This window comes from Pseudomonas fluorescens, assembly GCF_019212185.1.
Classification (GTDB): Bacteria; Pseudomonadota; Gammaproteobacteria; order Pseudomonadales; family Pseudomonadaceae; genus Aquipseudomonas.
On the sequence record NZ_CP078138.1, the window covers coordinates 1,244,257 to 1,265,425 of the forward strand.

Consider the following 21,169-nt stretch of genomic DNA (forward strand, 5'->3'; position numbering starts at 1 on the left):
AGTGTCAAAGTGCTTTTTCCTGTCATGGGTTTTGGAGTATTACGAAGACAGACCGCCGAAACCTGCAGCACAGGTGGCGTCTTCCAAGACCCGCTTGTGTGCAATTCTCCGGACGCCCCCCCGGGGAATTCGGTGGCCACTTCGAGGCGCAGCACTGTCACGGTATTGCGTCGACTGGCTCCCACAAAGGTGACCGAGTATGGATGATCACGGACGTAGCCCTTCTTCCAACCAGCCAATCCTTTATGTACTCGATACCAACGTATTGATTCACGATCCAAACGCGCTTCTGAACTTCGAAGAACACCACGTCGCCATCCCCATGACCGTGCTTGAGGAGCTGGACAAGCTCAAGAGTGGGCATCACAGCGTCGCGGCCGAATGCCGTCAGGCTATTCGCCTGATCGACAAGACCCTGGGCGAGGCGTCACCGGAAGACGTTGAACTGGGTGTGCCGATCCAGCGTGGCAAAGGCGGTCCAAAAGGCTTGCTGTCGATTCTGATGAGCAAGCGCGCCGAGCCGAATATCATTCTGCCCGAGCACCTGAACGACAACATCATCATCAACCAGTTGATCGACCTGCACGCCCGCGAGCCCAAGCTGCCCGTGGTGCTGGTCACCAAAGACATCAACATGCGCCTCAAGGCCCGCGCCTGCGGGATCGCGGCCGAGGACTACAGCACCGACCAATTGGTCGACGACATTTCGCTGCTGCCCAACGGCTATCACAACATGAGCGGTTCCTTCTGGGATCGCGTGAGCAAGGTGGAGACCCGCCAGGACCATGGTCGCACCTGGCATCAAGTGCAACTGATCGACAACCTGCCGGCAGTGCACATCAACGAATTCATCATCGATGAGCAGGGCTTTGTCGGCTGGATCAAGGAGATCGAAGACGCCAAGCTGCTGATCCTCGACCTGCATCAGGAACCCCTGTTGCACCAGGAAGCCTGGGGCCTGAAACCGCGTGACATCTACCAGAGCCTGGCGCTGTATGCCTTGCTCGATCCGGACATCCACCTGGTCAACCTGTCAGGCGCCGCCGGTTCCGGCAAAACCATCCTCGCGCTGGCAGCCGCTATCGAGCAGACCATGGTCAGCAAGCGTTACCGGCGCATCATCGCGACCCGTAGCGTGCAGGGTCTGGACCAGGAAATCGGCTTCCTGCCGGGCACCGAGGCGGAAAAAATGGAGCCTTGGCTGGGCGCCATCACTGACAACCTCGAAGCCTTGCACATGGACGACGAAAGTACCCATGGCAGCGTCGACTACATCCTTAGCAAAGTGCCACTGCAATTCAAATCCCTCAACTACATCCGGGGCCGCAGCTTCCAGCAAAGCCTGATCCTGATCGACGAATGCCAGAACCTCACCCCGCACCAGATGAAAACCATCATCACCCGTGCCGGCGCCGGTTCCAAAGTGGTGTGCCTGGGCAACCTGGCGCAGATCGACACCCCTTACCTGTCCGCGACCAGCTCCGGGCTGACCTACCTGACTGAACGCTTCAAGGATTTCCCCAACGGGGTGCACATCACCCTGCAAGGGGTGCCGCGTTCGATTCTGGCCGAATACGCCGAATCCCACCTGTAACTTTTCACACACACCGGGCGGCCTCGAAAGCCGCCCGGTTTTTTCTGTGTGACGGATAACCCTACAAACAAGGGTGCTTAATTCTGACCGGCAGGTTTACAATCGGGGCTCCTGATCAGGAGTAACCCTGTGCTGACTCATCTCGATTCCCAAGGTCGCGCCAATATGGTCGACGTCACCGAAAAATCCGTGACGTTCCGTGAAGCCACGGCCGAAGCGCGCGTGCGCATGCTCCCCGAAACCCTGCAAATGATCGTCAGCGGCGGCCACCCCAAGGGTGATGTGTTTGCCGTGGCGCGCATCGCCGGGATTCAGGCGGCTAAGAAAACCTCGGATCTGATCCCGCTGTGCCACCCGTTGCTGCTGACCGGGGTCAAGGTCGAGCTGAACGCCGAAGGGCTCGACACCGTGCATATCACCGCCCGCTGCAAGCTGTCAGGGCAGACCGGCGTGGAAATGGAAGCCCTGACCGCCGCCAGCGTCGCGGCGCTGACCATTTACGACATGTGCAAGGCGGTGGACCGCGGCATGGTCATCGAGAACGTGCGCTTGCTGGAGAAACTCGGCGGCAAGAGCGGGCACTATCAGGCGGACGAGCAATGAAAGTGACAGTCAAATACTTTGCCCGTTACCGCGAAGTCTTGGGTAAGGATTCAGAGCGGGTCGAGGGTGAATTCGCCACAGTCGACGATGTTCGTGCTCTGCTGGCCCAGCGTGAGGGTGCCGAGGTGCTGAGCGAGCAGAACCTGATGTGCGCACGCAATGAAGACCTTTGCCAACTGGACGAGCCGCTCAGCGATGGCGACGAAGTGGCGTTCTTTCCGACCGTGACCGGGGGCTGAACCATGGCCATCCGCGTGCAATCGGCGGCGTTCGATCCGGGAGCTGAAGTCAATGCACTGCACGACGCCAATGTCGGCGTCGGTGCGGTGGTGAGTTTTGTCGGCTATGTGCGCGACTTCAACGATGGCCTCGATGTCGCCGGCATGTTCCTCGAACATTATCCGGGCATGACCGAAAAAGCCCTGGGCAAAATCGCCATTGAAGCCGAGCAGCGCTGGCCGCTGCTCAAGCTCGAAGTGCTGCACCGCATCGGCGCCCTCGAGCCGGGCGAGCCCATCGTGTTTGTCGGCGCCACCAGCGCCCACCGCCAGGCGGCATTCGACGCCTGCGCCTTTGTCATGGATTACCTGAAGACCCGCGCGCCGTTCTGGAAGAAGGAAACCACCAGTGATGGCCCGCGCTGGGTGGAAGGGCGTGACAGTGATCATGCGGCGGCGGATCGCTGGAAGCAGTAAGTCTGGCGTTTCTTTATCGCCACTGCTGGCCTCTTCGCGAGCAGGTTCGCTCCCACATTGGGTTGGTGTACTCCGTACCCTGTGGGAGCGAGCCTGCTCGCGATGGCGGCCTATGCCCCACAAAAATCCTCAATGACTGCCCACCCGACCACCGGCCGGCCCAGCCTGCATTTGCCCGATTGACGCCAAATACATAAAAGTCCAGTATGGAATTATAAGTACAAAAAAGGCTCCGCCGATTGACGCTTTCTTCTCTCTTGCCAAACCAACAACAACTCGCGAGAAAACCAACATGAAGAAATTCCCCCTCATCACCGGTCTGGCCCTGAGCCTGCTCGCGTGCAGCTCAGTGTTCGCCGCCGAGAAAACCCTGCGTATCGGCATCGAAGCCGCCTACCCACCGTTCGCCTCGAAAACCGACAAGGGCGAGATCGTCGGTTTCGACTACGACATCGGTAATGCCTTGTGCGCCGAGATGAAGGTCAAGTGTGTGTGGGTCGAGGGCGAGTTCGACGGTCTGATTCCGTCGCTGAAAGTGAAGAAAATCGACATGGCGCTGTCGTCCATGACCATCAACGACGATCGCAAGAAGTCGGTGGATTTCACCCACAAGTACTACTTCACCTCATCGCGGCTGGTGATGAAGGAAGGCGCGACGGTGGATGATCAGTACGCCAGCCTCAAGGGCAAGACCGTCGGCGTGCAGCGCGCCACCACCACCGATCGTTATGCCACCGAGGTGTTCGAGCCCAAGGGCATCAACGTCAAGCGCTACAGCAACAACGAAGAGATCTACATGGACCTGGCGGCCGGGCGTCTCGACGCGATCTTTGCCGACACCATCCCCCTCAACGATTTCCTGTCGATGCCTCGTGGCAAGGGCTATGCCTTTGTCGGGCCAGAACTCAAGGACCCGAAATACGTGGGCGAGGGCGCCGGGATTGCGGTGCGCAAGGGCAATGCCGAGCTGGTCAGCCAACTGAACAGCGCCATCGATGCGATTCGCGCGGATGGCGAGTACCTGAAGATTTCCGAGAAGTATTTCAAGTCTGATATCTACGGCGATTGATTAATCAACATCGTCGGAGCGCCGCCCGGAGCCGGCTCGCTCCGACGATGGGGCCAGATCAATCGCGGAAAATCTTTAGCCCTTCAACTCCTTCAAATGCTTGTACACCGTCGCCCGCCCCATGTTCAGCACATTGGCCACGTAGTTTGACGCGCTTTTACCCTTGAAGGCGCCTTCGGCGTGCAAGGCCAGCACCAGCTCGCGCTTGTGTTCGCGGGTCAGCACATTCAAGCCCAGTTGCCGTTCCCGCAGCCAGTTGTGCAGGAAGGTGTTGATGCGTTCCTGCCAGTCATCGCGGAACAGCGCGTCGGGTTGCGGGATCAGTTTGCTCGGCGAGAGAAACAGGTCCAGTGCGGCCTTGGCATTTTCGAACAGGGAAATGTTCAGGTTGATGCACAGCACGGCCAGCGGGTGGCCCTGGCTGTCGCGCAGCACACTGCTGAGGCTGCGAATCTTCTGTCCATCCCAGTTGAGCTTTTCGTACGGGCCGATGTTGCGCTCGCTGACCTCGTCACTGAGCATGTCTTCCAGTGCGGCATCGTCACCAATTTCGCGCTTGGACAGGTTGTTGGCGATGTAGTCGATCTTCTGCGTACGCAGGTCGTGCAGCACCACCTCGGCATGGGGGAAAAACAGCGTGGCGATGGCGTCGGCGATCGCCCGGAAGTTATCCAGTGCAGGATCGGGTAGAGGTGGGGTCATCGGTGGTGCTCCAGGCAATCGGCGCCCCGTGGACGAGGGGCGCAGGAAGTTTGCCGCAAACGGGGTCGGGTGTCAGCCGAGGCGTGAAGGCGAGAGCATTTCAGCGCTGAGGCCGAATTCGCACAGGTGCTGAGGAAGAGTCTCGCCGCGAACCAGTGCGGCGCTGGCCTGCCCCATGGCGGGTGAGGTCTGGATGCCATAGCCGCCTTGTGCGGCAACCCAGAACAACCCGGGCACCTGTGGGTCGAAGCCGCTGATCAAGTCGCCGTCGGCGACAAAGCTGCGCAGGCCGGCCCAGGTGCGGGTCGGGCGGCGGATGGTCAGGGTGGTGGCCTCTTCGATCTGGTAGATGCCCATGGCGATGTCCAACTCTTCCGGCTGCACGTCATGGGGTTCGACCGGGTCGGCGTTGGCCGGTGAGCCGAGGAACATCCCGGCGTCGGGCTTCATGTAGAAGGACTCGTCGAGGCTGACCAGCATCGGCCAATTGTGGATGTCCACGCCTTCCGGCCCGGCAAAAATAAATGCGGCGCGGCGCTTGGGTTGCAGACCCAGCGGGCGGGCGCCTGCCAATTCACCGAGCTTGTCGGCCCAGGCACCGGCGGCATTGATGATGATCGGTGCGCTGAAGGTCTGCGTGGCAGTTTGCACTTGCCAGTGGCCGGTGGCATCGCGTGTCAGGCCGAGTACTTCGCTGTCGGTGTGCACTTCGCCCTGGTTGCGCCGGATACCGCGCAGGTAGCCCTGATGCAACGCATCGGTGTCGATGTCGGTCGCGGTGGGATCGTAGAGCGCGCCGAAGACTTTTTCCCGACGCAGGATGGGCAGGCGCGTGCAGGCTTCGTCGGCACTGAGCAATTGCATCTGCGGCACGGTGGCTTTGGCGCTCAGGTATTGGTTGTTGAGCTCGGCCGGGTCATTGCTGAAGTCGACGGTCATCTCGCCGCGCGGGGTCAGCAACGGGTGTTCGCAGAAGCCTGGCGGCGGCGCATCGAAGAATTCGCGGCTGGCCTGGGTCAGGGCGCGCACCTGTGGCGTGCCGTAGGCTGCTGTGTAGAGCGCCGCCGAGCGTCCGGTCGAGTGATAGCCGGGGTGAGACTCGCGCTCGAGCACGATCACCCGACCATGCCGGGACAGCCAGAAACCGGTGGAGGCACCGGCGATACCGCCGCCGATGATGATGAAGTCTGCCTGGGGCATGAACGGCTCCTGTCAGTGCGCCAACGGGTAAATGGCATTGGCCAGCGCAATGTCTTCCAGGCCCAGACCGATCGAGCGGAAGAACACATGGCGCTCGTAGTCCGGACGCTGCACCTTGCCACTGATCAGGTCAGGCAAATCGCCGAGGATTGCCGTCGGGTTCCAGCCATGCTGCTCGCTGGCGATCAGCATTTCGCCAGCCGAGCCCGGTGTGGTCAGGCGGTAGTCGCAGAACACCTGCATGTCCTTGAGGCTGTGCGGTGGCACTTCGTGGGCGCGCGGGGCATTGGTGCTGATGGAGGTGATCAGAGCCGGTTTGCTCAACTCGGCGGGGTCAATCACCGGGCCGGCGGAGGAGGTGCAGAGCATGATCACGTCGGCATCGGCGACGGCAGTCTCGCGGCTGCTGGCGATGTTCACGCGTGGCTCGATGGCTTTCAGCAGGGCGATGGTCTCAGCGTCGTCGGCCAGGTTCGGCGAGTACAGGCTGATGCTCTGCCAGTCGCGCAGGCCTCGGACGTAATGCAGGTGCGCCTGGGCGACCTTGCCGCTGCCGATGATCGCCAGTCGTGTCGCCTGCTGCGGGGCCAGTGCACCGACCGCCACCGCCGTTGTCGCCGCCGTGCGCGCGGTGGTCAGTTCGCCGGCATCGCACAGCAGCAGGGGCTGGCCGGTGTGCATCGACATCAGCAAGGTCCAGGCACTGACCAGCGGGCCCTGCTCGCGGACGATGTAAGGCGAGGTCTTGATTCCGTACACGCCGTCCTCGGCCAGCACTCCCAAGTAGTTGATGAAGTCGCCGGCACCCTGGGGGAACTCCACCAGTTGCTGGGCCGGTTGCACGGCTTGGCCAGCCGCCAGGTCTCGAAACAGCTTGCGCAGGATCTGCGGTACGTCGACCCGGGCGAGCAGTTCGCGGGCCTGGGCTTGGGCGATCACTAAAGGGGTGCTGGACATGCAGGGACTCCATGAAGTCGCAACTAAACTAATTTGTCCATTGTGGACTTATTCATCTATTTGGCAATATCCGGGCGTAAAAAAAGCGCAGTCCGTGGCCGGGTGCGCTTCTTTAATCGTGAACCTATCTTACGGGCGTTTGCGCTCTACAGGCCGCAGCAGATGGGTTGGCGGGGTTTCGCAACTGATCTTGCGGCCCAGCAGCTCTTCGATAGACGGTAGCTGGTAGGAGTCGTCTTCACCGGCGAAGCTGATGGACACACCGTCAGCGCCTGCGCGACCGGTACGGCCAATACGGTGCACGTAGTCGTCCGGCACTTCCGGCAGGGTGAAGTTAATCACGTGGCTGATGCCGTCGATGTGAATGCCGCGGCCGGCCACATCGGTGGCCACCAGCACGCGGATCTTGCCTTCGCGGAAACCTTCGAGGGTCTTGATGCGCTTGTGCTGTGGCACGTCGCCAGACAACTGCGCCGCATTGATGCCGTCGCGCACCAGGCGTTCTTCGATGCGGCGTACTTCGTCCTTGCGGTTGGCAAACACGATGACCCGCTCCCAACCGTTGTCGTTGACCAGGTTGTAGAGCAGTTTGTATTTGTCGGCGCCGGCCACCGCGTAGATGTGCTGCTCGACGTTTTCGTTGGCGACGTTGGCCACTTCGATTTCGACGATGGCCGGATCGGTGGTCCACTGCTTCGCCAGGTTCATCACGTCTTCGGTGAAGGTGGCGGAGAACAGCAGGGTCTGGCGTTCGCTTTTCGGCGGAGTCTGGCGAATGATCTGACGCACTTGTGGGATGAAACCCATGTCGAGCATCCGGTCGGCTTCGTCCAACACCATCACTTCGACCATGTCCAGGTGCACGTCGCCGCGCTGGTTGAAGTCCAGCAGGCGGCCCGGCGTGGCGACGAGGATGTCGCAATGGCGGGCTTCAAGGTGCTTGAGCTGCTTGTCGAAATCCATGCCGCCAACGAAGGTCATGACGTTGAGGCCGGTGTACTTGGTCAGGTCGGCTGCGTCTTTGGCGATCTGCACCACCAGCTCGCGGGTCGGCGCGATGATCAGCGCCCGTGGCTCGCCCATGTAGCGCTCTTTCGGCGGCGGGGTTTGCAGCAGTTGGGTGATGATCGACACCAGGAACGCGGCGGTTTTGCCGGTGCCGGTCTGGGCGCGACCGATGGCGTCCTTGCCGGCCAGGGTGAAGCCCAGTACTTGCGCCTGGATTGGCGTGCAGTACGGGAAGCCCAGGTCCTGGATGGCATGCATCAATTCCGGGGCCAGCTTGAAGTCGTGAAAGCGGGTTTTGCCTTCCTGGGGTTCGACCACGAAGTCTTCGAGTTTCCAGGCCACTACCGGCGGTTTTGGTGCGCGAGGGCGACGCGGTTTCGGCGTTTCGCTGCGTACGGGGCCCGGGGGCGTTTCGATGGCAGGTGTGTTCACCGGCTCGATTTTCGCTGCGGTTAGACCAGGCTGATGACCGTCGGTGCGGTGGCTGGTAGCAGGAGTGGGGGCGCTGGAGCTGGGCGCGAGCTGCTCAGCCTCGCTTTTACCGAACATTTTCTTGAGTGCTTTGAGCACGGTCATCTCATTAATTGGTTAAGGAATGTACGCCGGCCAGTGTAATGCAAGAAACGGGCGCGGCGTAGTACGTTGGTCATACGGCGACACAGATGTGCCGGTATCAGCGCAAACGGTCGGCAAGCCAGGTGCCAATGTCGCGAATTTCCTCGGGTAACACTTCGTGCCCCATTGGGTATTCCTGCCATGTCACGGTGACACCACGGTTCTTCAGGTGCTCGTAGGCGCTACGGCCCATCGAGTTCTGCACCACGTCGTCGTACTGGCCGTGCAGGCACAGCACCGGAATCCGCTGCTGGCTGGCCGAGAGTTCGAGTGTCTCGCTGAAAGTCGGGGCATAGGTGGAGAGGGCCAGGACACCGCCCAATGCTCCCTGCCATTTAAGAAATGCCGTGTGCAGGACCACGGCGCCGCCCTGGGAAAAGCCCGCGAGGAAAATCCGCGAAGCGTCTATTCCGCTGGCGCGCTGTTGTTCGATCAGTTCGATGACGCGATCGGCGGAAGCTTTCAGTTGTTCGCGGTCGATTGCCCGGGCCGGACTCATGGCCAGGATGTCGTACCAGCTCGGCATCTCGTAGCCGCCATTGATGGTCACGGCGCGGGTCGGCGCCTGGGGCAGGACGAAGCGCGTGGTTTGCAGGGTTTCCTGCAGGGCTTCGGCCACCGGCAAGAAGTCGAAGCGGTCGGCGCCCAGGCCATGCAGCCAGATGACGCAGGCGTCTTCGGCCTTGGCAGGGTGAAGAATCAAGGGCTCGCTCATGTTTGCTCCAGTCTTGTGCGTGCGCCCGCATTCGGTGCGGGGCTGAGGTGCACGTTCGGTCGATCAGTTAAGAAGATGTCGCACGGTTGCAAGTTTTGCTCTTGACCTCACGCTGAATCGCTTTAGCGAGCAGTGTGGTACGGGCCTTGCTATGGGGAATCCCGTGCAATCAATCCTGCGCCTGGCGGTAACACTATCAGGCTAACGTCGGCGACGGGAATGCAAAAAATCCGGTGATGGACGTTCGCCACAGGCCGCTACGGGCTGGGCAGACAGGAAAGGGCTACAGCCCGTTCGGCCGATTGGTGAGAAGTGAGTTTTCCATTATGTGGATTTTCTCCTACTAGACTCATAGCGAAAGTCTGACGCCGCTTGACCCTATAACAAGCCAACACGGGTCAACAGCGCCTCATAAGGGTGCGGCAGGACTCAAGCTCCGACACAACAAGAGCAAAACTGGAGGTTTGAATGAAGATGTTGAAATCCACCCTGGCAGTCGTCACTGCGGCCGCAGTACTCGGCGTCAGCGGGTTTGCCCAGGCGGGCGCAACCCTGGATGCGGTGCAAAAGAAAGGTTTCGTACAGTGCGGTGTCAGCGATGGCCTGCCAGGCTTCTCGGTTCCAGACTCCACCGGCAAGATCGTCGGTATCGATGCTGACGTCTGCCGTGCGGTAGCCGCTGCAGTGTTCGGCGACGCGACCAAGGTCAAATTCAGTCAGTTGAACGCCAAGGAGCGCTTCACCGCGCTGCAATCCGGTGAGATCGATCTGCTGTCGCGCAACACCACCATGACCAGCTCCCGTGACGCGGGCATGGGCCTGAAATTCCCGGGCTTCATTACCTATTACGACGGCATCGGCTTCCTGGTGAACAACAAGCTGGGCGTGAAAAGTGCCAAGGAACTGGATGGCGCAACCATCTGCATCCAGGCCGGTACCACCACCGAGCTGAACGTTTCCGACTACTTCCGCGGCAATGGCCTGAAGTACACCCCGATCACCTTCGACACCTCCGATGAAAGCGCCAAGTCGCTGGAATCCGGTCGTTGCGACGTGCTGACCTCCGACAAGTCGCAACTGTTCGCCCAGCGCAGCAAGTTGGCCGCGCCGAAAGACTACGTGGTCCTGCCGGAAACCATTTCCAAGGAACCACTGGGCCCGGTCGTACGTAATGGCGACGACGAGTGGCTGGCCATCGTGCGCTGGGTGGGCTACGCCATGCTCAACGCCGAAGAGGCGGGCATCACGTCGAAGAACGTCGAGGCTGAAGCCAAGAGCACCAAGAACCCGGACGTCGCCCGTTTGCTGGGTAGCGACGGCGAGTACGGCAAAGACCTGAAAGTGAAGAAAGACTGGGTCGTGCAGATCGTCAAACAGGTCGGCAACTACGGTGAGGTGTTCGAGAAAAACCTCGGCAAAAGCACTCCACTGGAAATCGACCGCGGTCTGAACGCGCTGTGGAACAACGGCGGCATTCAGTACGCACCACCAGTGCGCTGATGGTTCTATCACCCGGCGGGCCAACCGCCGGGTGATGTTCTGTTCCATTCTTTGCGGGGCACTTCATGCAAAATTCTATCGGCGCACCAAAGCAGAGGTTCAGCCTCAGCGATCCAAAAGTGCGTGCGTGGCTATTCCAGATCATCACCATCGTGGCGGTGGTCTCCATGGGCTGGTATCTGTTCGATAACACCCAGACCAACCTGCAGCACCGGGGCATCACCTCCGGCTTCGACTTTCTCGAGCGCAGTGCCGGTTTCGGCATCGCCCAGCACCTGATCGACTACACCGAATCGGACAGCTATGCCCGGGTGTTCGTCATCGGCTTGCTCAACACCCTGCTGGTGACTTTCATCGGCGTGATCCTGGCGACAATCCTCGGTTTCATCGTCGGCGTCGCGCGCCTGTCGAAGAACTGGATCATCGCCAAGCTGGCGACCGTCTATGTGGAAGTCTTCCGCAATATTCCGCCGCTGCTGCAGATCCTGTTCTGGTACTTCGCGGTATTCCTGACCATGCCGGGACCGCGCAACAGCCACAACTTCGGCGACACCTTCTTTGTCAGCGCCCGTGGCCTGAACATGCCAGCGGCGAAAATGGCTGAGGGATTCTGGCCGTTCGCCGTGAGCGTCCTGGTGGCGATCGTCGCTGTGGTGCTGATGAACCGCTGGGCTAACCGTCGCTTCGAAGCAACCGGTGTACCCTTCCACAAGTTCTGGACCGGCCTGGCGTTGATGCTGGTGATTCCGGCGTTGTGCTCCCTGGTGTTCGGCGCGCCGGTGCACTGGGAAAAACCGGAGCTCAAGGGTTTCAACTTCGTCGGTGGTTGGGTACTGATCCCGGAACTGCTGGCCCTGACCCTGGCCTTGACCGTGTACACCGCGGCGTTCATCGCCGAGATCGTGCGTTCCGGGATCAAGTCGGTGAGCCACGGCCAGACCGAGGCCGCTCACTCGTTGGGACTGCGCAACGGTCCGACGCTGCGCAAGGTGATCATCCCGCAAGCCCTGCGCGTGATCATTCCGCCGCTGACCAGCCAATACCTGAACCTGGCGAAAAACTCCTCGCTGGCAGCCGGTATCGGTTATCCGGAGATGGTCTCGTTGTTTGCCGGTACGGTGCTGAACCAGACCGGGCAGGCGATCGAGGTGATTGCCATCACCATGAGCGTGTACCTGGCGATCAGTATCAGCATTTCCCTGCTGATGAACTGGTACAACAAGCGCATTGCGCTGATCGAGCGGTAAGGAAAAGCGCATGAGCACTCATACTTTCAAACCTGACATGCCACCGCCGAGCAGCAGCATCGGCATCGTGGCGTGGATGCGCGCAAACATGTTCTCCAGTTGGCTCAACACCCTGCTGACCCTGTTCGCGTTCTACCTGATCTACCTGGTCGTGCCGCCGATCCTGCAGTGGGCGATCCTTGACGCCAACTGGGTAGGCACCACTCGCGCCGACTGTACGAAGGAGGGCGCCTGCTGGGTGTTCATCCAGCAGCGCTTCGGCCAGTTCATGTACGGTTACTACCCGCCGGAACTGCGCTGGCGTGTCGACCTGACGGTGTGGCTGGCGGTACTCGGCGTGGCGCCGCTGTTCATCTCGCGTTTCCCGCGCAAAGCCATCTACGGCCTGAGCTTCCTGGTGCTCTACCCGATCATCGCCTGGTGCCTGTTGCACGGCGGCGTGTTCGGCCTGACACAAGTAGCGACCAGTCAGTGGGGCGGCCTGATGCTGACCCTGGTGATCGCCACCGTCGGCATTGCCGGCGCCTTGCCGCTGGGGATCGTCCTGGCGTTGGGGCGGCGCTCGAACATGCCGGCGATTCGCGTGGTCTGCGTGACCTTCATCGAGTTCTGGCGCGGCGTGCCGTTGATCACGGTGCTGTTCATGTCCTCGGTGATGCTGCCGCTGTTCCTGCCCGAAGGCATGAACTTCGACAAGCTGCTGCGGGCACTGATCGGGGTGATCCTGTTCCAGTCGGCCTACGTCGCCGAAGTGGTGCGTGGCGGTCTGCAGGCGATTCCAAAGGGCCAATACGAAGCGGCCGCGGCGATGGGCCTCGGTTACTGGCGCAGCATGGGCCTGGTGATTCTGCCGCAAGCCCTGAAGCTGGTGATTCCGGGCATCGTCAACACCTTCATCGCGCTGTTCAAGGACACCAGTCTGGTGATCATCATCGGGCTGTTCGACCTGCTCAACAGCGTCAAGCAAGCCGCCGCCGACCCCAAATGGCTGGGCATGGCCACTGAAGGCTACGTGTTCGCGGCCCTGGTGTTCTGGATTTTCTGTTTTGGTATGTCGCGCTATTCCATGCACTTGGAACGCAAGCTCGACACTGGCCACAAGCGCTGAAGCGCCGTACCTAATTTAGGAAGTTCTCTTATGAGCGAAGCAATCAAGCAACCGTCCAGCCCTGAAGGCATCATCCAGATGCAGGGCGTGAACAAGTGGTACGGCCAGTTCCACGTGCTGAAAGACATCAACCTCAACGTCAAGCAGGGCGAGCGCATCGTCCTGTGTGGCCCGTCGGGTTCCGGCAAATCCACTACCATCCGTTGCCTTAACCGCCTGGAAGAGCACCAGCAGGGCCGCATCGTGGTCGATGGCGTGGAGCTGACCAACGACCTCAAGCAGATCGAAACGGTGCGTCGCGAAGTCGGCATGGTGTTCCAGCACTTCAACCTGTTCCCGCACCTGACCATCCTGCAGAACTGCACGCTGGCGCCAATGTGGGTGCGCAAGATGCCCAAGCGCAAGGCCGAGGAAATCGCCATGCACTACCTGGAGCGCGTGCGCATTCCGGAGCAGGCGCACAAGTACCCGGGGCAGCTGTCCGGTGGTCAGCAGCAGCGTGTGGCAATCGCCCGCGCATTGTGCATGAAGCCCAAAATCATGCTGTTTGACGAACCAACCTCGGCCCTCGATCCGGAGATGGTGAAGGAAGTACTGGACACCATGATCGGCCTGGCTGAAGACGGTATGACCATGCTCTGCGTGACCCACGAAATGGGCTTCGCCCGCACCGTGGCGAATCGAGTGATCTTCATGGACAAGGGTGAAATCGTCGAGCAGGCGGCACCGAACGACTTCTTCGACAACCCGCAGAACGACCGCACCAAACTGTTCCTGAGCCAGATCCTGCATTGATCGAGGTGTACAGTTAAAAAACCCGGACTGAGTTCCGGGTTTTTTTATGCCGGCAGAAAACGGGCGCTCTGTTGCTCTCCAGGGGCAAGCTGACTAACATGTCAGAAAATTCATCCCATGATTGGATGACAGGGCGAATTCCATGTCTGAAATATCTCCGCTTATCAAACGCTCCCTGGTCGATCAGGCCCTCGAGCAACTGCGTCTGCGCATCAGTCAGGGCCAGTGGGTCGTGGGCCAGCGCCTGCCGACTGAGCCCGAGTTGTGCGCCGAACTTGGCATTAGTCGCAACACCGTGCGTGAAGCCATGCGAGTGCTGGCGTTTTCCGGATTGATCGAGATTCGCCAGGGCGATGGCAGCTACGTGCGCGCAGTGGTCGATCCGCTGGATACCCTGAAGGCCTTGTCCCGCTGTTCCCATGAGCAGGCCCGAGAGACCCGGCACATCCTCGAAGTCGAGGCCATCGGCCTGGCGGCGTTGCGGCGTACCGACGATGACCTGCTGGCCTTGCGCCAGGCACTTGAAGTCAGCGGTGGTCATTATCACGGTGACCTCGACAGTTACATTGCCTGCGATATGGCATTCCACCGGTTGCTGGTGGACGCCGCGCATAACCCCACCCTCAGCGAGCTGTATCGCTATTTCTCCAGCGTCGTCGCGGCACAGTTGCGCGAGACACTGAACGTTATCCCCAGGCGTCAGGAAGTGTTCGATCTGCATATCGACCTGCTCGATGCCGTCGAGCAGCGCGACCCGGAACGGGCGAAAGCCATTTCCCGGCAGTTGATCAATGAACCCTGATACCGAGAGCCTTATGTCCAACCACTCTGAAACCCTTGCACCGAAGCGCTCGGCAGAGCTTGAAGAACTGCTGATCGATGCCGAGGCCGACGACGAGCAGGTCCAGACCAGTCCCCCGTCGTTGCGCCGTCCGTGGCTGCTGTTGCTGGGCCTGGTCCTGGTGGCGCTGAACCTGCGCCCGGCGCTGTCGAGCATGGCGCCATTGCTCAGTGAGGTGTCCCACGCGCTTGGCCTTTCGGCTGCCAAGGCCGGTTTGTTGACCACCTTGCCGGTGCTCTGCCTGGGGCTGTTTGCACCGCTGGCGCCGGTCCTGGCGCGGCGTTTTGGTGCCGAGCGCGTGGTGCTGGGGATTCTGCTGACGCTGGCCGGCGGGATTATCCTGCGCAGTTCGTTCGGTGAAGTCGGGCTGTTTGCCGGGAGCGTCCTCGCCGGTGCCAGCATCGGTGTGATCGGCGTATTGCTACCGGGGATCGTCAAGCGCGACTTCGCCAAGCATGCCGGGACCATGACCGGGGTCTACACCATGGCCCTTTGCCTGGGCGCGGCCATGGCGGCGGGCGCCAGCGTGCCGTTGAGCGAGCATTTTGACCAGGGATGGACGGCGGGTCTGGGCTTCTGGGTCATTCCGGCGTTGCTCGCGGCGGTGTTCTGGTTGCCGCAAGTTGGGCCCAAGCACGGCGCGCACAATGTCGCGTACCGGGTTCGCGGCTTGCTGCGCGACCCGTTGGCCTGGCAAGTGACGCTGTACATGGGGCTGCAGTCCTCGCTGGCCTACATTGTGTTCGGCTGGTTGCCATCGATCCTGATCGGTCGCGGCCTGACGCCAACCCAGGCCGGGCTGGTGTTGTCCGGCTCGGTGATCGTGCAACTCGCCAGTTCGCTGGCGGCACCCTGGCTGGCCACGCGGGGCAAGGATCAGCGTCCGGCCATTGTGCTGGTGATGCTGATGACCCTGGGCGGCTTGTTCGGCTGTCTGTACGCGCCGATCGAAGGTTTGTGGGGCTGGGCGATCCTGTTGGGCCTGGGGCAGGGCGCGACGTTCGCCCTGGCCTTGACCCTGATCGTCCTGCGCTCGCGCGACTCCCACGTGGCGGCCAACCTGTCGAGCATGGCCCAGGGATTCGGTTACACCCTGGCGTCGATGGGGCCGTTCGCGGTCGGCCTGGTGCATGACTGGACCGGCGGCTGGGGTGCCGTCGGCTGGATCTTCGGGGTGATTGGCCTAGGGGCGATTATCGCCGGGTTGGGAGCGGGCCGAGCGCGCTACGTGCAGGTTGAGAGCGAACGGGTCTGAGTCGAGCGCACCCACAGTATTTGCGTGGCGAATGCCGGTGGTGTTCCGCGCTGGCGCAGACTATCGTGCAGCGATCTTTCGATTGTCCGGAGTCTGCCCATGAGCGAAGCCAACCGCGCGTTGATCACCACGTTCTACCAAGCCTTCCAGCGCCTGGATGCCGAGGCCATGGCGGCCTGCTACTGCGACGATGTGTTGTTCAGCGATCCGGCCTTTGGCGAGCTGCGTGGCCGTGATGCCGGCGACATGTGGCGCATGCTCACCACCCGGGCCAAGGACTTCTCGCTGACCTTCGACAGTGTTCAGGCCGACGAGCGCGCAGGCAGCGCCCATTGGGTCGCCACCTACCTGTTCAGCCAGACCGGCAACACTGTGGTCAACGACATACACGCGCGCTTCGTGTTTCGCGACGGCAAGATTTGCGAGCACCATGACGCCTTCAGTCTGTGGCGCTGGTCGCGTCAGGCATTGGGTTTCAAAGGCCTGCTGCTGGGGTGGACACCGCTGGTGGGCAACGCAGTGCGCGGTCAGGCGTTGAAGGGGCTGAAGGCATTTCAGGCCGGTCGCTGATAAGATTGCGGCCTGTTTCCTACAAGTCCTCATTGTTACGTGACCACCCTCAGCGAAAGCACTGTCGACGTCGACACTCCGGCAAGCAAAACCTGGTTTGTCTACCTCGTGCGTGCCGCCAATGGTTCGCTCTATTGCGGGATCAGTGATGATCCCGAGCGTCGTTTCGCCAAGCACCAGAGCGGCAAGGGAGCACGTTTCTTTCTCTCCAGCCCGGCGGTGGCGCTGGTCTACACCGAGCGCTGTCGTGACAAGAGCGATGCACTGCGTCAGGAACGGTTGATCAAAAAGCTCAGAAAGAGTGCCAAAGAGTGCCTGGTGGCCAGCGCAGTGACAGGCCCATCAATCTGACTGATCAGTTCCCATCAGGGTGCATGGGTAGGCCACCACTCGATTGCGCGCTAAGCTGCGGGCTCCTCACTCAAGCGGCGGGACCAGCATGTCAGAGTTGATTCTTCACCATTACCCGGCCTCCCCATTCGCCGAAAAGACCCGCCTGATGCTGGGCTTCAAGGGGCTGTCCTGGCGTTCGGTGCACATCTCACCGGTCATGCCCAAGCCCGATCTCACGGCGTTGACCGGCGGTTACCGCAAGACTCCGGTGCTGCAGATTGGCGCCGATATTTACTGCGACACCGCGCTGATTGCACGACGCCTGGATCAGGAGAAGGCCCTGCCGGCGTTCTTTCCAGAGGGCCAGGAATTGGTCAGCGCGACTTTCGCCGCCTGGGCCGATTCGGTGCTGTTCCAGCACGCGGTGAGTCTGGTGTTCCAGCCTGAGTCGATTGCTGTGCGTTTTGCCAAGCTGCCGCCGGAAGCGGTGAAAGCCTTCGTTGCCGATCGTGCCGGATTGTTCAGTGGCGGCAGTGCGACGCGGTTGTCGGCGGAGCAGGCTCGGCATCAATGGCCGACTTTTATGGCGCGGCTGGAGCAGCAATTGCAGCGCGATGGCGATTACCTGTTCGGCGAACCTTCGATTGCCGACCTGGCCTTGGCCCATCCTCTGTGGTTCCTCAAGGCTACGCCGGTGACGGCACCGCTGGTGGATGCCTATCCGACGGTTTCGGCCTGGCTGACGCGGGCGCTGGGCTTTGGTCATGGCGCATTCAGCGCCATGAGTGCAGAGGAGGCCTTGCAAGTGGCGCGCGAGGCAACCCCGGCGGCCTTGCCGGACGAGGCGTTCATCGACCCGAACGGTTTTGTCGCCGGTCAGCCAGTGGTGATCGCCGCGACCGACTATGGCGTTGATCCGGTTGAGGGCGAGTTGCTGTTTGCGGGCAGCGAGGAGTTGATCCTGCGTCGCGAAGACGAGCGTGGCGGTGTGGTGCACGTGCACTTCCCGCGCCTGGGATTCCGAATCGAGGCCCGCTGACGCGGTGTTGTGTGCCGGCCCTTTGTGCGAGCAGCCCGGGCGGCGTGCCGTTGCTCGCGAAAGCGGTGGGTCAGTCATCGCAGATGTTGGATAGGCTGGCCTCATCGCCAGCAGGCTGGCCACAGGGATTTGAACGCTTCACAGGTTCTGCGTCGCGCCCCTACAAGGCCGCCATGATCGCATCCGGGTCAAAGTTGCGAATCAGCGTGCCATTCACGTCCAGCACCGGGATGCCGCGACCGCCTAGCGCTTCATAAGCCTTGCGTGCCCCGGCGTCCTTGTCGATATCGAATTCCTTGAACGGAATGCCCTTGCTATCGAGAAAGCGCCGGGTTGCCTGGCAGTAGCCGCACCAGTCGGTCGAGTAAAGCACAACCCGGGCGTTGCTCCGGACTTGCTCGGAGACCGCCTGGGAAGGATTGAACAGCCGTTCGATCTTGCCCCAGTTCTGATAGACCACCACCACCAGCAGGATCAACAGGACCTTCTTCAGCGTCCGTACGAGCATCAGTTGCGACGCTTGAGCTGATCGGTGAGCGAGGTCGGCAGGCCCTTGATGATCAGGGTGCCGGCTTCTTCGTCGTATTCGATCTTCGAGCCGAGCAGATGCGCTTCAAAGCTGATGGACAGGCCTTCGGCGCGCCCAGTGAAGCGACGGAATTGATTGAGGGTACGTTTGTCCGCCGGAATCTCCGGCGACAGACCGTAGTCCTTGTTACGGATATGGTCGTAGAAGGCTTTCGGCCGCTCTTCGTCGATCAGCTCGGAGAGCTCTTCCAGACCCATGGGTTCGCCGAGCTTGGCCTGGCTGCTGGCGTAGTCGACCAGGGTCTTGGTTTTCTCGCGGGCATCGTCTTCGGGCAGGTCTTCGCTTTCGACGAAGTCACTGAACGCTTTGAGCAGGGTGCGGGTTTCGCCTGGCCCGTCGACCCCTTCCTGGCAGCCAATGAAATCGCGGAAATACTCGGAAACCTTTTTCCCGTTCTTGCCCTTGATGAACGAAATGTACTGCTTGGACTGCTTGTTGTTCTGCCACTCGGAAATGTTGATCCGCGCCGCCAGGTGCAGTTGGCCGAGGTCCAAGTGCCGGGAAGGGGTCACGTCGAGTTGCTCGGTCACCGCCACGCCTTCGCTGTGATGCAGCAGGGCGATCGCCAGGTAGTCGGTCATGCCTTGCTGGTAATGGGCGAACAGCACGTGGCCGCCGGTCGACAGGTTGGACTCCTCCATCAGCTTCTGCAGGTGCTCGACGGCAACCCGGCTGAAGGCGGTGAAGTCCTTGCCGCCGTCCAGGTACTCCTTCAGCCAGCCGCTGAACGGATGTGCGCCAGACTCGGCATGGAACAAACCCCAGGCCTTGCCGGCTTTGGCGTTGTAGCTTTCATTGAGGTCGGCAAGCATGTTCTCGATTGCGGCGGATTCGCTCAGCTCCGAGTCACGGGCATGGAGAACTGCAGGTGTGCCGTCGGGTTTTTTGTCGATCAGGTGGACGATGCAATGACGGATCGGCATGGGCTTCTCGGCTGGATGAATGGAGGAGGGCGTGCTCCCCCGAAAAAGTGCCCAGTGTACCGCACCTGCTGGTTTTGGCGGCGGTTCAAGGGGGTGGCGTGTGACTCCCGTCGGGCTTATGCGTTTTTTTACCGGTTTAGAGCAATAAAGCTGACCAAATGGGTAGGTAGAGGCGGATATTTCCCCGTCTCTGTGCTAGTTTTGCCCCGTCTTGCGCGAAGTCACCGCGACAAGCCTGCATTCAGCATTTGTCAGGTCGAACCAAACCCTGATTTCGGCATCTATAACCCCGATGCATCGGTGTTGTAGCCGAGGGTGCCAGATCCAGAAGATCGGGCTCGATAGCTGACACTGCACTCTGCAATCCATATGAATTTGATAGGGAAGGAACACCACATGGCTCTTACTAAAGACCAACTGATCGCCGATATCGCTGAAGCTATCGACGCGCCAAAAACCACCGCGCGTAACGCTCTGGACCAACTGGGCCAAATCGTTGCTGATCAACTGGAAAACGGCGGTGAAATCACCCTGCCAGGTATCGGCAAACTGAAAGTGACCGAGCGTCCTGCCCGTACCGGCCGCAACCCTTCGACTGGCGCTGCCATCGAAATCGCTGCCAAGAAAGTTATCAAGCTGGTTGTGGCTAAAGGCCTGACCGACGCTGTTAACAAGTAAGACGCATAAAAGAAAGCCGTGCACCGGAGCGATTCGGGCACGGCTTTTTTGTTGCCTGCGATTTAATCCTTTCGCACCCAGCGCTGACGCCAGGCCTGTTGTTGCGCGGGCGTCTGGAACGTCCAGGCGACAAAGCGGCTCTGCTTCTGCCCCTGGGACATTTCCACCACCTGGCGTTGCAGGGCTCCGACCTTTTTCAGCGCGGCCTCGATTGCCGGCAGATTGGAAGCTTTCGAAACCAGGGTGCTGAACCACAACACCTGTTGCCCGATCTCTGCGCTTTCGCTGATCAGTTGTGTGACAAAGCGTGCCTCACCACCCTCGCACCACAATTCCGCTGCCTGACCGCCGAAGTTCAGCACTGGCAGTTTGCGTTTCGGATCGGCCTTGCCCAATGCCCGCCATTTGCGTGTGCTGCCACGCGTGGCTTCTTCCAGCGAGGCGTGGAAAGGTGGATTGCACATCGTCAGGTCAAAACGCTCGGTACTCTCAAGCAGATCCCGCAGGATCTGCTTGCGATTACCTTGCTGGCGCAACTGGATGGCCTTGTTAAGCCCGTTGGATTGAACGATGGCTTTGGCGGAGGCGACGGCCGTGGTGTCGATTTCCGAGCCGAGGAAATGCCAGCGGTAATCGCTGTAACCGATCAGCGGGTAGATGCAGTTGGCGCCCGTGCCGATATCCAGCACCTTGACTGCCGCACCTCGTGGAATGATGCCTTCGTTGCCGCTGGCCAATAGGTCGGCGAGGAAGTGCACATAATCGGCTCGGCCCGGCACCGGTGGGCACAGGTAGTCTGCGGGAATATCCCAATGGGCAATGCCGTAGAAGGATTTGAGCAGCGCCCGATTGAACACCCGCACCGCATCGGGGCTGGCGAAGTCGATGCTTTCCTTGCCGTACGGGTTGATGATCACGAACTTCGCCAGTTCCGGGGTGCTTTTGATCAGCGCCGGAAAGTCGTAACGGCCCTGATGGCGATTGCGCGGATGCAGGCTGGCCTTCTCCCGCGGCGCCTCGGCTTTGGCCGGGGTAGCGGTGGCTGGCTTGTTGCGCGCAGGTTTGGGGTGGCGAGGGGCGGTCATGGCTGGAATCGATTCGGGTATGGCTGAAAGTGGCGGGCATTGTCCCAC

At 60.8% G+C, this 21,169-nt stretch carries 23 protein-coding genes; 15 read left to right on the plus strand and 8 right to left on the minus strand.

Features of this window, described 5'->3' with window-relative positions:
• Positions 1-199 precede the first annotated feature (199 nt).
• From KW062_RS05355 to KW062_RS05375, 5 genes are all read left to right on the plus strand, one after another.
• Complete coding sequence (locus KW062_RS05355) at positions 200-1,594, plus strand: PhoH family protein (RefSeq protein ID WP_105755116.1); 1,395 nt, start codon at positions 200-202, stop codon at positions 1,592-1,594.
• Positions 1,595-1,723: 129 nt separating this feature from the next.
• Positions 1,724-2,197, plus strand: coding sequence for a cyclic pyranopterin monophosphate synthase MoaC (gene moaC / locus KW062_RS05360; protein WP_027618626.1), 474 nt, complete (start codon positions 1,724-1,726; stop codon positions 2,195-2,197).
• The gene (gene moaD, locus KW062_RS05365; protein WP_027618627.1) at positions 2,194-2,436 is read left to right on the plus strand and encodes a molybdopterin converting factor subunit 1; all 243 of its coding nucleotides are present in this window, start codon (positions 2,194-2,196) and stop codon (positions 2,434-2,436) included. Before moaC ends, moaD begins: the two co-directional genes overlap by 4 nt.
• Before the next feature lie 3 nt (positions 2,437-2,439).
• Positions 2,440-2,892, plus strand: a complete 453-nt coding sequence (gene moaE / locus KW062_RS05370) for a molybdopterin synthase catalytic subunit MoaE (RefSeq protein ID WP_105755117.1) — start codon at positions 2,440-2,442, stop codon at positions 2,890-2,892.
• 292 nt (positions 2,893-3,184) lie between these two features.
• The gene (locus tag KW062_RS05375) at positions 3,185-3,961 is read left to right on the plus strand and encodes an ABC transporter substrate-binding protein (RefSeq protein WP_027618629.1); all 777 of its coding nucleotides are present in this window, start codon (positions 3,185-3,187) and stop codon (positions 3,959-3,961) included.
• Positions 3,962-4,036: 75 nt separating this feature from the next.
• Here the strand turns inward: KW062_RS05375 and KW062_RS05380 are convergent, their stop codons facing one another.
• The 5 genes from KW062_RS05380 to KW062_RS05400 form a co-directional block, all read right to left on the minus strand.
• Positions 4,037-4,663: a helix-turn-helix transcriptional regulator gene (locus KW062_RS05380; protein WP_027618630.1), complete on the minus strand. Its 627-nt coding sequence runs from the start codon at positions 4,661-4,663 to the stop codon at positions 4,037-4,039.
• A 72-nt stretch (positions 4,664-4,735) separates the two neighbouring features.
• Entirely contained in the window at positions 4,736-5,863 is a 1,128-nt protein-coding gene (locus KW062_RS05385) for an NAD(P)/FAD-dependent oxidoreductase (protein ID WP_027618631.1), read from the minus strand.
• 12 nt (positions 5,864-5,875) lie between these two features.
• Positions 5,876-6,820 carry an ornithine cyclodeaminase family protein gene (locus KW062_RS05390; protein WP_105755118.1) on the minus strand — a complete coding sequence of 315 codons (945 nt, stop codon included), beginning with the start codon at positions 6,818-6,820 and terminating at the stop codon, positions 5,876-5,878.
• A gap of 129 nt (positions 6,821-6,949) precedes the next feature.
• The gene (rhlB, locus tag KW062_RS05395; protein ID WP_105755119.1) at positions 6,950-8,404 is read right to left on the minus strand and encodes an ATP-dependent RNA helicase RhlB; all 1,455 of its coding nucleotides are present in this window, start codon (positions 8,402-8,404) and stop codon (positions 6,950-6,952) included.
• 97 nt (positions 8,405-8,501) lie between these two features.
• Positions 8,502-9,158 carry an alpha/beta hydrolase gene (locus tag KW062_RS05400; RefSeq protein ID WP_105755120.1) on the minus strand — a complete coding sequence of 219 codons (657 nt, stop codon included), beginning with the start codon at positions 9,156-9,158 and terminating at the stop codon, positions 8,502-8,504.
• 468 nt (positions 9,159-9,626) lie between these two features.
• On the opposite strand from KW062_RS05400, the gene KW062_RS05405 reads away from it, so the two are divergent.
• The 9 genes from KW062_RS05405 to KW062_RS05445 all read left to right on the plus strand — a co-directional run bounded on the left by KW062_RS05405 (position 9,627) and on the right by KW062_RS05445 (position 17,846).
• The gene (locus KW062_RS05405; RefSeq protein ID WP_027618635.1) at positions 9,627-10,658 is read left to right on the plus strand and encodes an amino acid ABC transporter substrate-binding protein; all 1,032 of its coding nucleotides are present in this window, start codon (positions 9,627-9,629) and stop codon (positions 10,656-10,658) included.
• Between the two features lie 65 nt (positions 10,659-10,723).
• Complete coding sequence (locus KW062_RS05410) at positions 10,724-11,905, plus strand: amino acid ABC transporter permease (protein ID WP_027618636.1); 1,182 nt, start codon at positions 10,724-10,726, stop codon at positions 11,903-11,905.
• Positions 11,906-11,915: 10 nt separating this feature from the next.
• Positions 11,916-13,013: an amino acid ABC transporter permease gene (locus KW062_RS05415; RefSeq protein ID WP_027618637.1), complete on the plus strand. Its 1,098-nt coding sequence runs from the start codon at positions 11,916-11,918 to the stop codon at positions 13,011-13,013.
• A 30-nt stretch (positions 13,014-13,043) separates the two neighbouring features.
• A complete protein-coding gene (locus tag KW062_RS05420; protein ID WP_027618638.1) occupies positions 13,044-13,808 on the plus strand; it encodes an amino acid ABC transporter ATP-binding protein in 765 nt (254 codons plus the stop codon).
• A 142-nt stretch (positions 13,809-13,950) separates the two neighbouring features.
• Positions 13,951-14,610: a FadR/GntR family transcriptional regulator gene (locus KW062_RS05425; protein WP_027618639.1), complete on the plus strand. Its 660-nt coding sequence runs from the start codon at positions 13,951-13,953 to the stop codon at positions 14,608-14,610.
• Entirely contained in the window at positions 14,600-15,904 is a 1,305-nt protein-coding gene (locus tag KW062_RS05430; RefSeq protein WP_105755121.1) for a CynX/NimT family MFS transporter, read from the plus strand. The genes KW062_RS05425 and KW062_RS05430 overlap by 11 nt, the downstream gene beginning before the upstream one ends.
• A gap of 99 nt (positions 15,905-16,003) precedes the next feature.
• A complete protein-coding gene (locus KW062_RS05435; RefSeq protein WP_105755122.1) occupies positions 16,004-16,474 on the plus strand; it encodes a nuclear transport factor 2 family protein in 471 nt (156 codons plus the stop codon).
• Between the two features lie 39 nt (positions 16,475-16,513).
• On the plus strand, positions 16,514-16,825 hold the full coding sequence (locus tag KW062_RS05440) for a GIY-YIG nuclease family protein (protein ID WP_027618642.1): 312 nt from the start codon (positions 16,514-16,516) through the stop codon (positions 16,823-16,825).
• An 88-nt stretch (positions 16,826-16,913) separates the two neighbouring features.
• Positions 16,914-17,846, plus strand: coding sequence for a glutathione S-transferase family protein (locus tag KW062_RS05445; protein ID WP_027618643.1), 933 nt, complete (start codon positions 16,914-16,916; stop codon positions 17,844-17,846).
• Between the two features lie 160 nt (positions 17,847-18,006).
• On the opposite strand, the gene KW062_RS05450 is transcribed toward KW062_RS05445, so the two are convergent.
• Together KW062_RS05450 and yejK are read right to left on the minus strand one after the other, a co-directional pair.
• Positions 18,007-18,354 carry a glutaredoxin family protein gene (locus KW062_RS05450; RefSeq protein ID WP_027618644.1) on the minus strand — a complete coding sequence of 116 codons (348 nt, stop codon included), beginning with the start codon at positions 18,352-18,354 and terminating at the stop codon, positions 18,007-18,009.
• Positions 18,354-19,358, minus strand: a complete 1,005-nt coding sequence (gene yejK, locus KW062_RS05455) for a nucleoid-associated protein YejK (protein WP_027618645.1) — start codon at positions 19,356-19,358, stop codon at positions 18,354-18,356. The genes KW062_RS05450 and yejK overlap by 1 nt, the downstream gene beginning before the upstream one ends.
• A 396-nt stretch (positions 19,359-19,754) precedes the next feature.
• Between yejK and KW062_RS05460 the strand changes: the two genes are divergently transcribed.
• Positions 19,755-20,036 carry an HU family DNA-binding protein gene (locus tag KW062_RS05460; RefSeq protein WP_007905514.1) on the plus strand — a complete coding sequence of 94 codons (282 nt, stop codon included), beginning with the start codon at positions 19,755-19,757 and terminating at the stop codon, positions 20,034-20,036.
• A 62-nt stretch (positions 20,037-20,098) separates the two neighbouring features.
• On the opposite strand, the gene rlmF is transcribed toward KW062_RS05460, so the two are convergent.
• On the minus strand, positions 20,099-21,121 hold the full coding sequence (gene rlmF, locus KW062_RS05465) for a 23S rRNA (adenine(1618)-N(6))-methyltransferase RlmF (protein ID WP_105755123.1): 1,023 nt from the start codon (positions 21,119-21,121) through the stop codon (positions 20,099-20,101).
• Between the last annotated feature and the right edge of the window lie 48 nt (positions 21,122-21,169).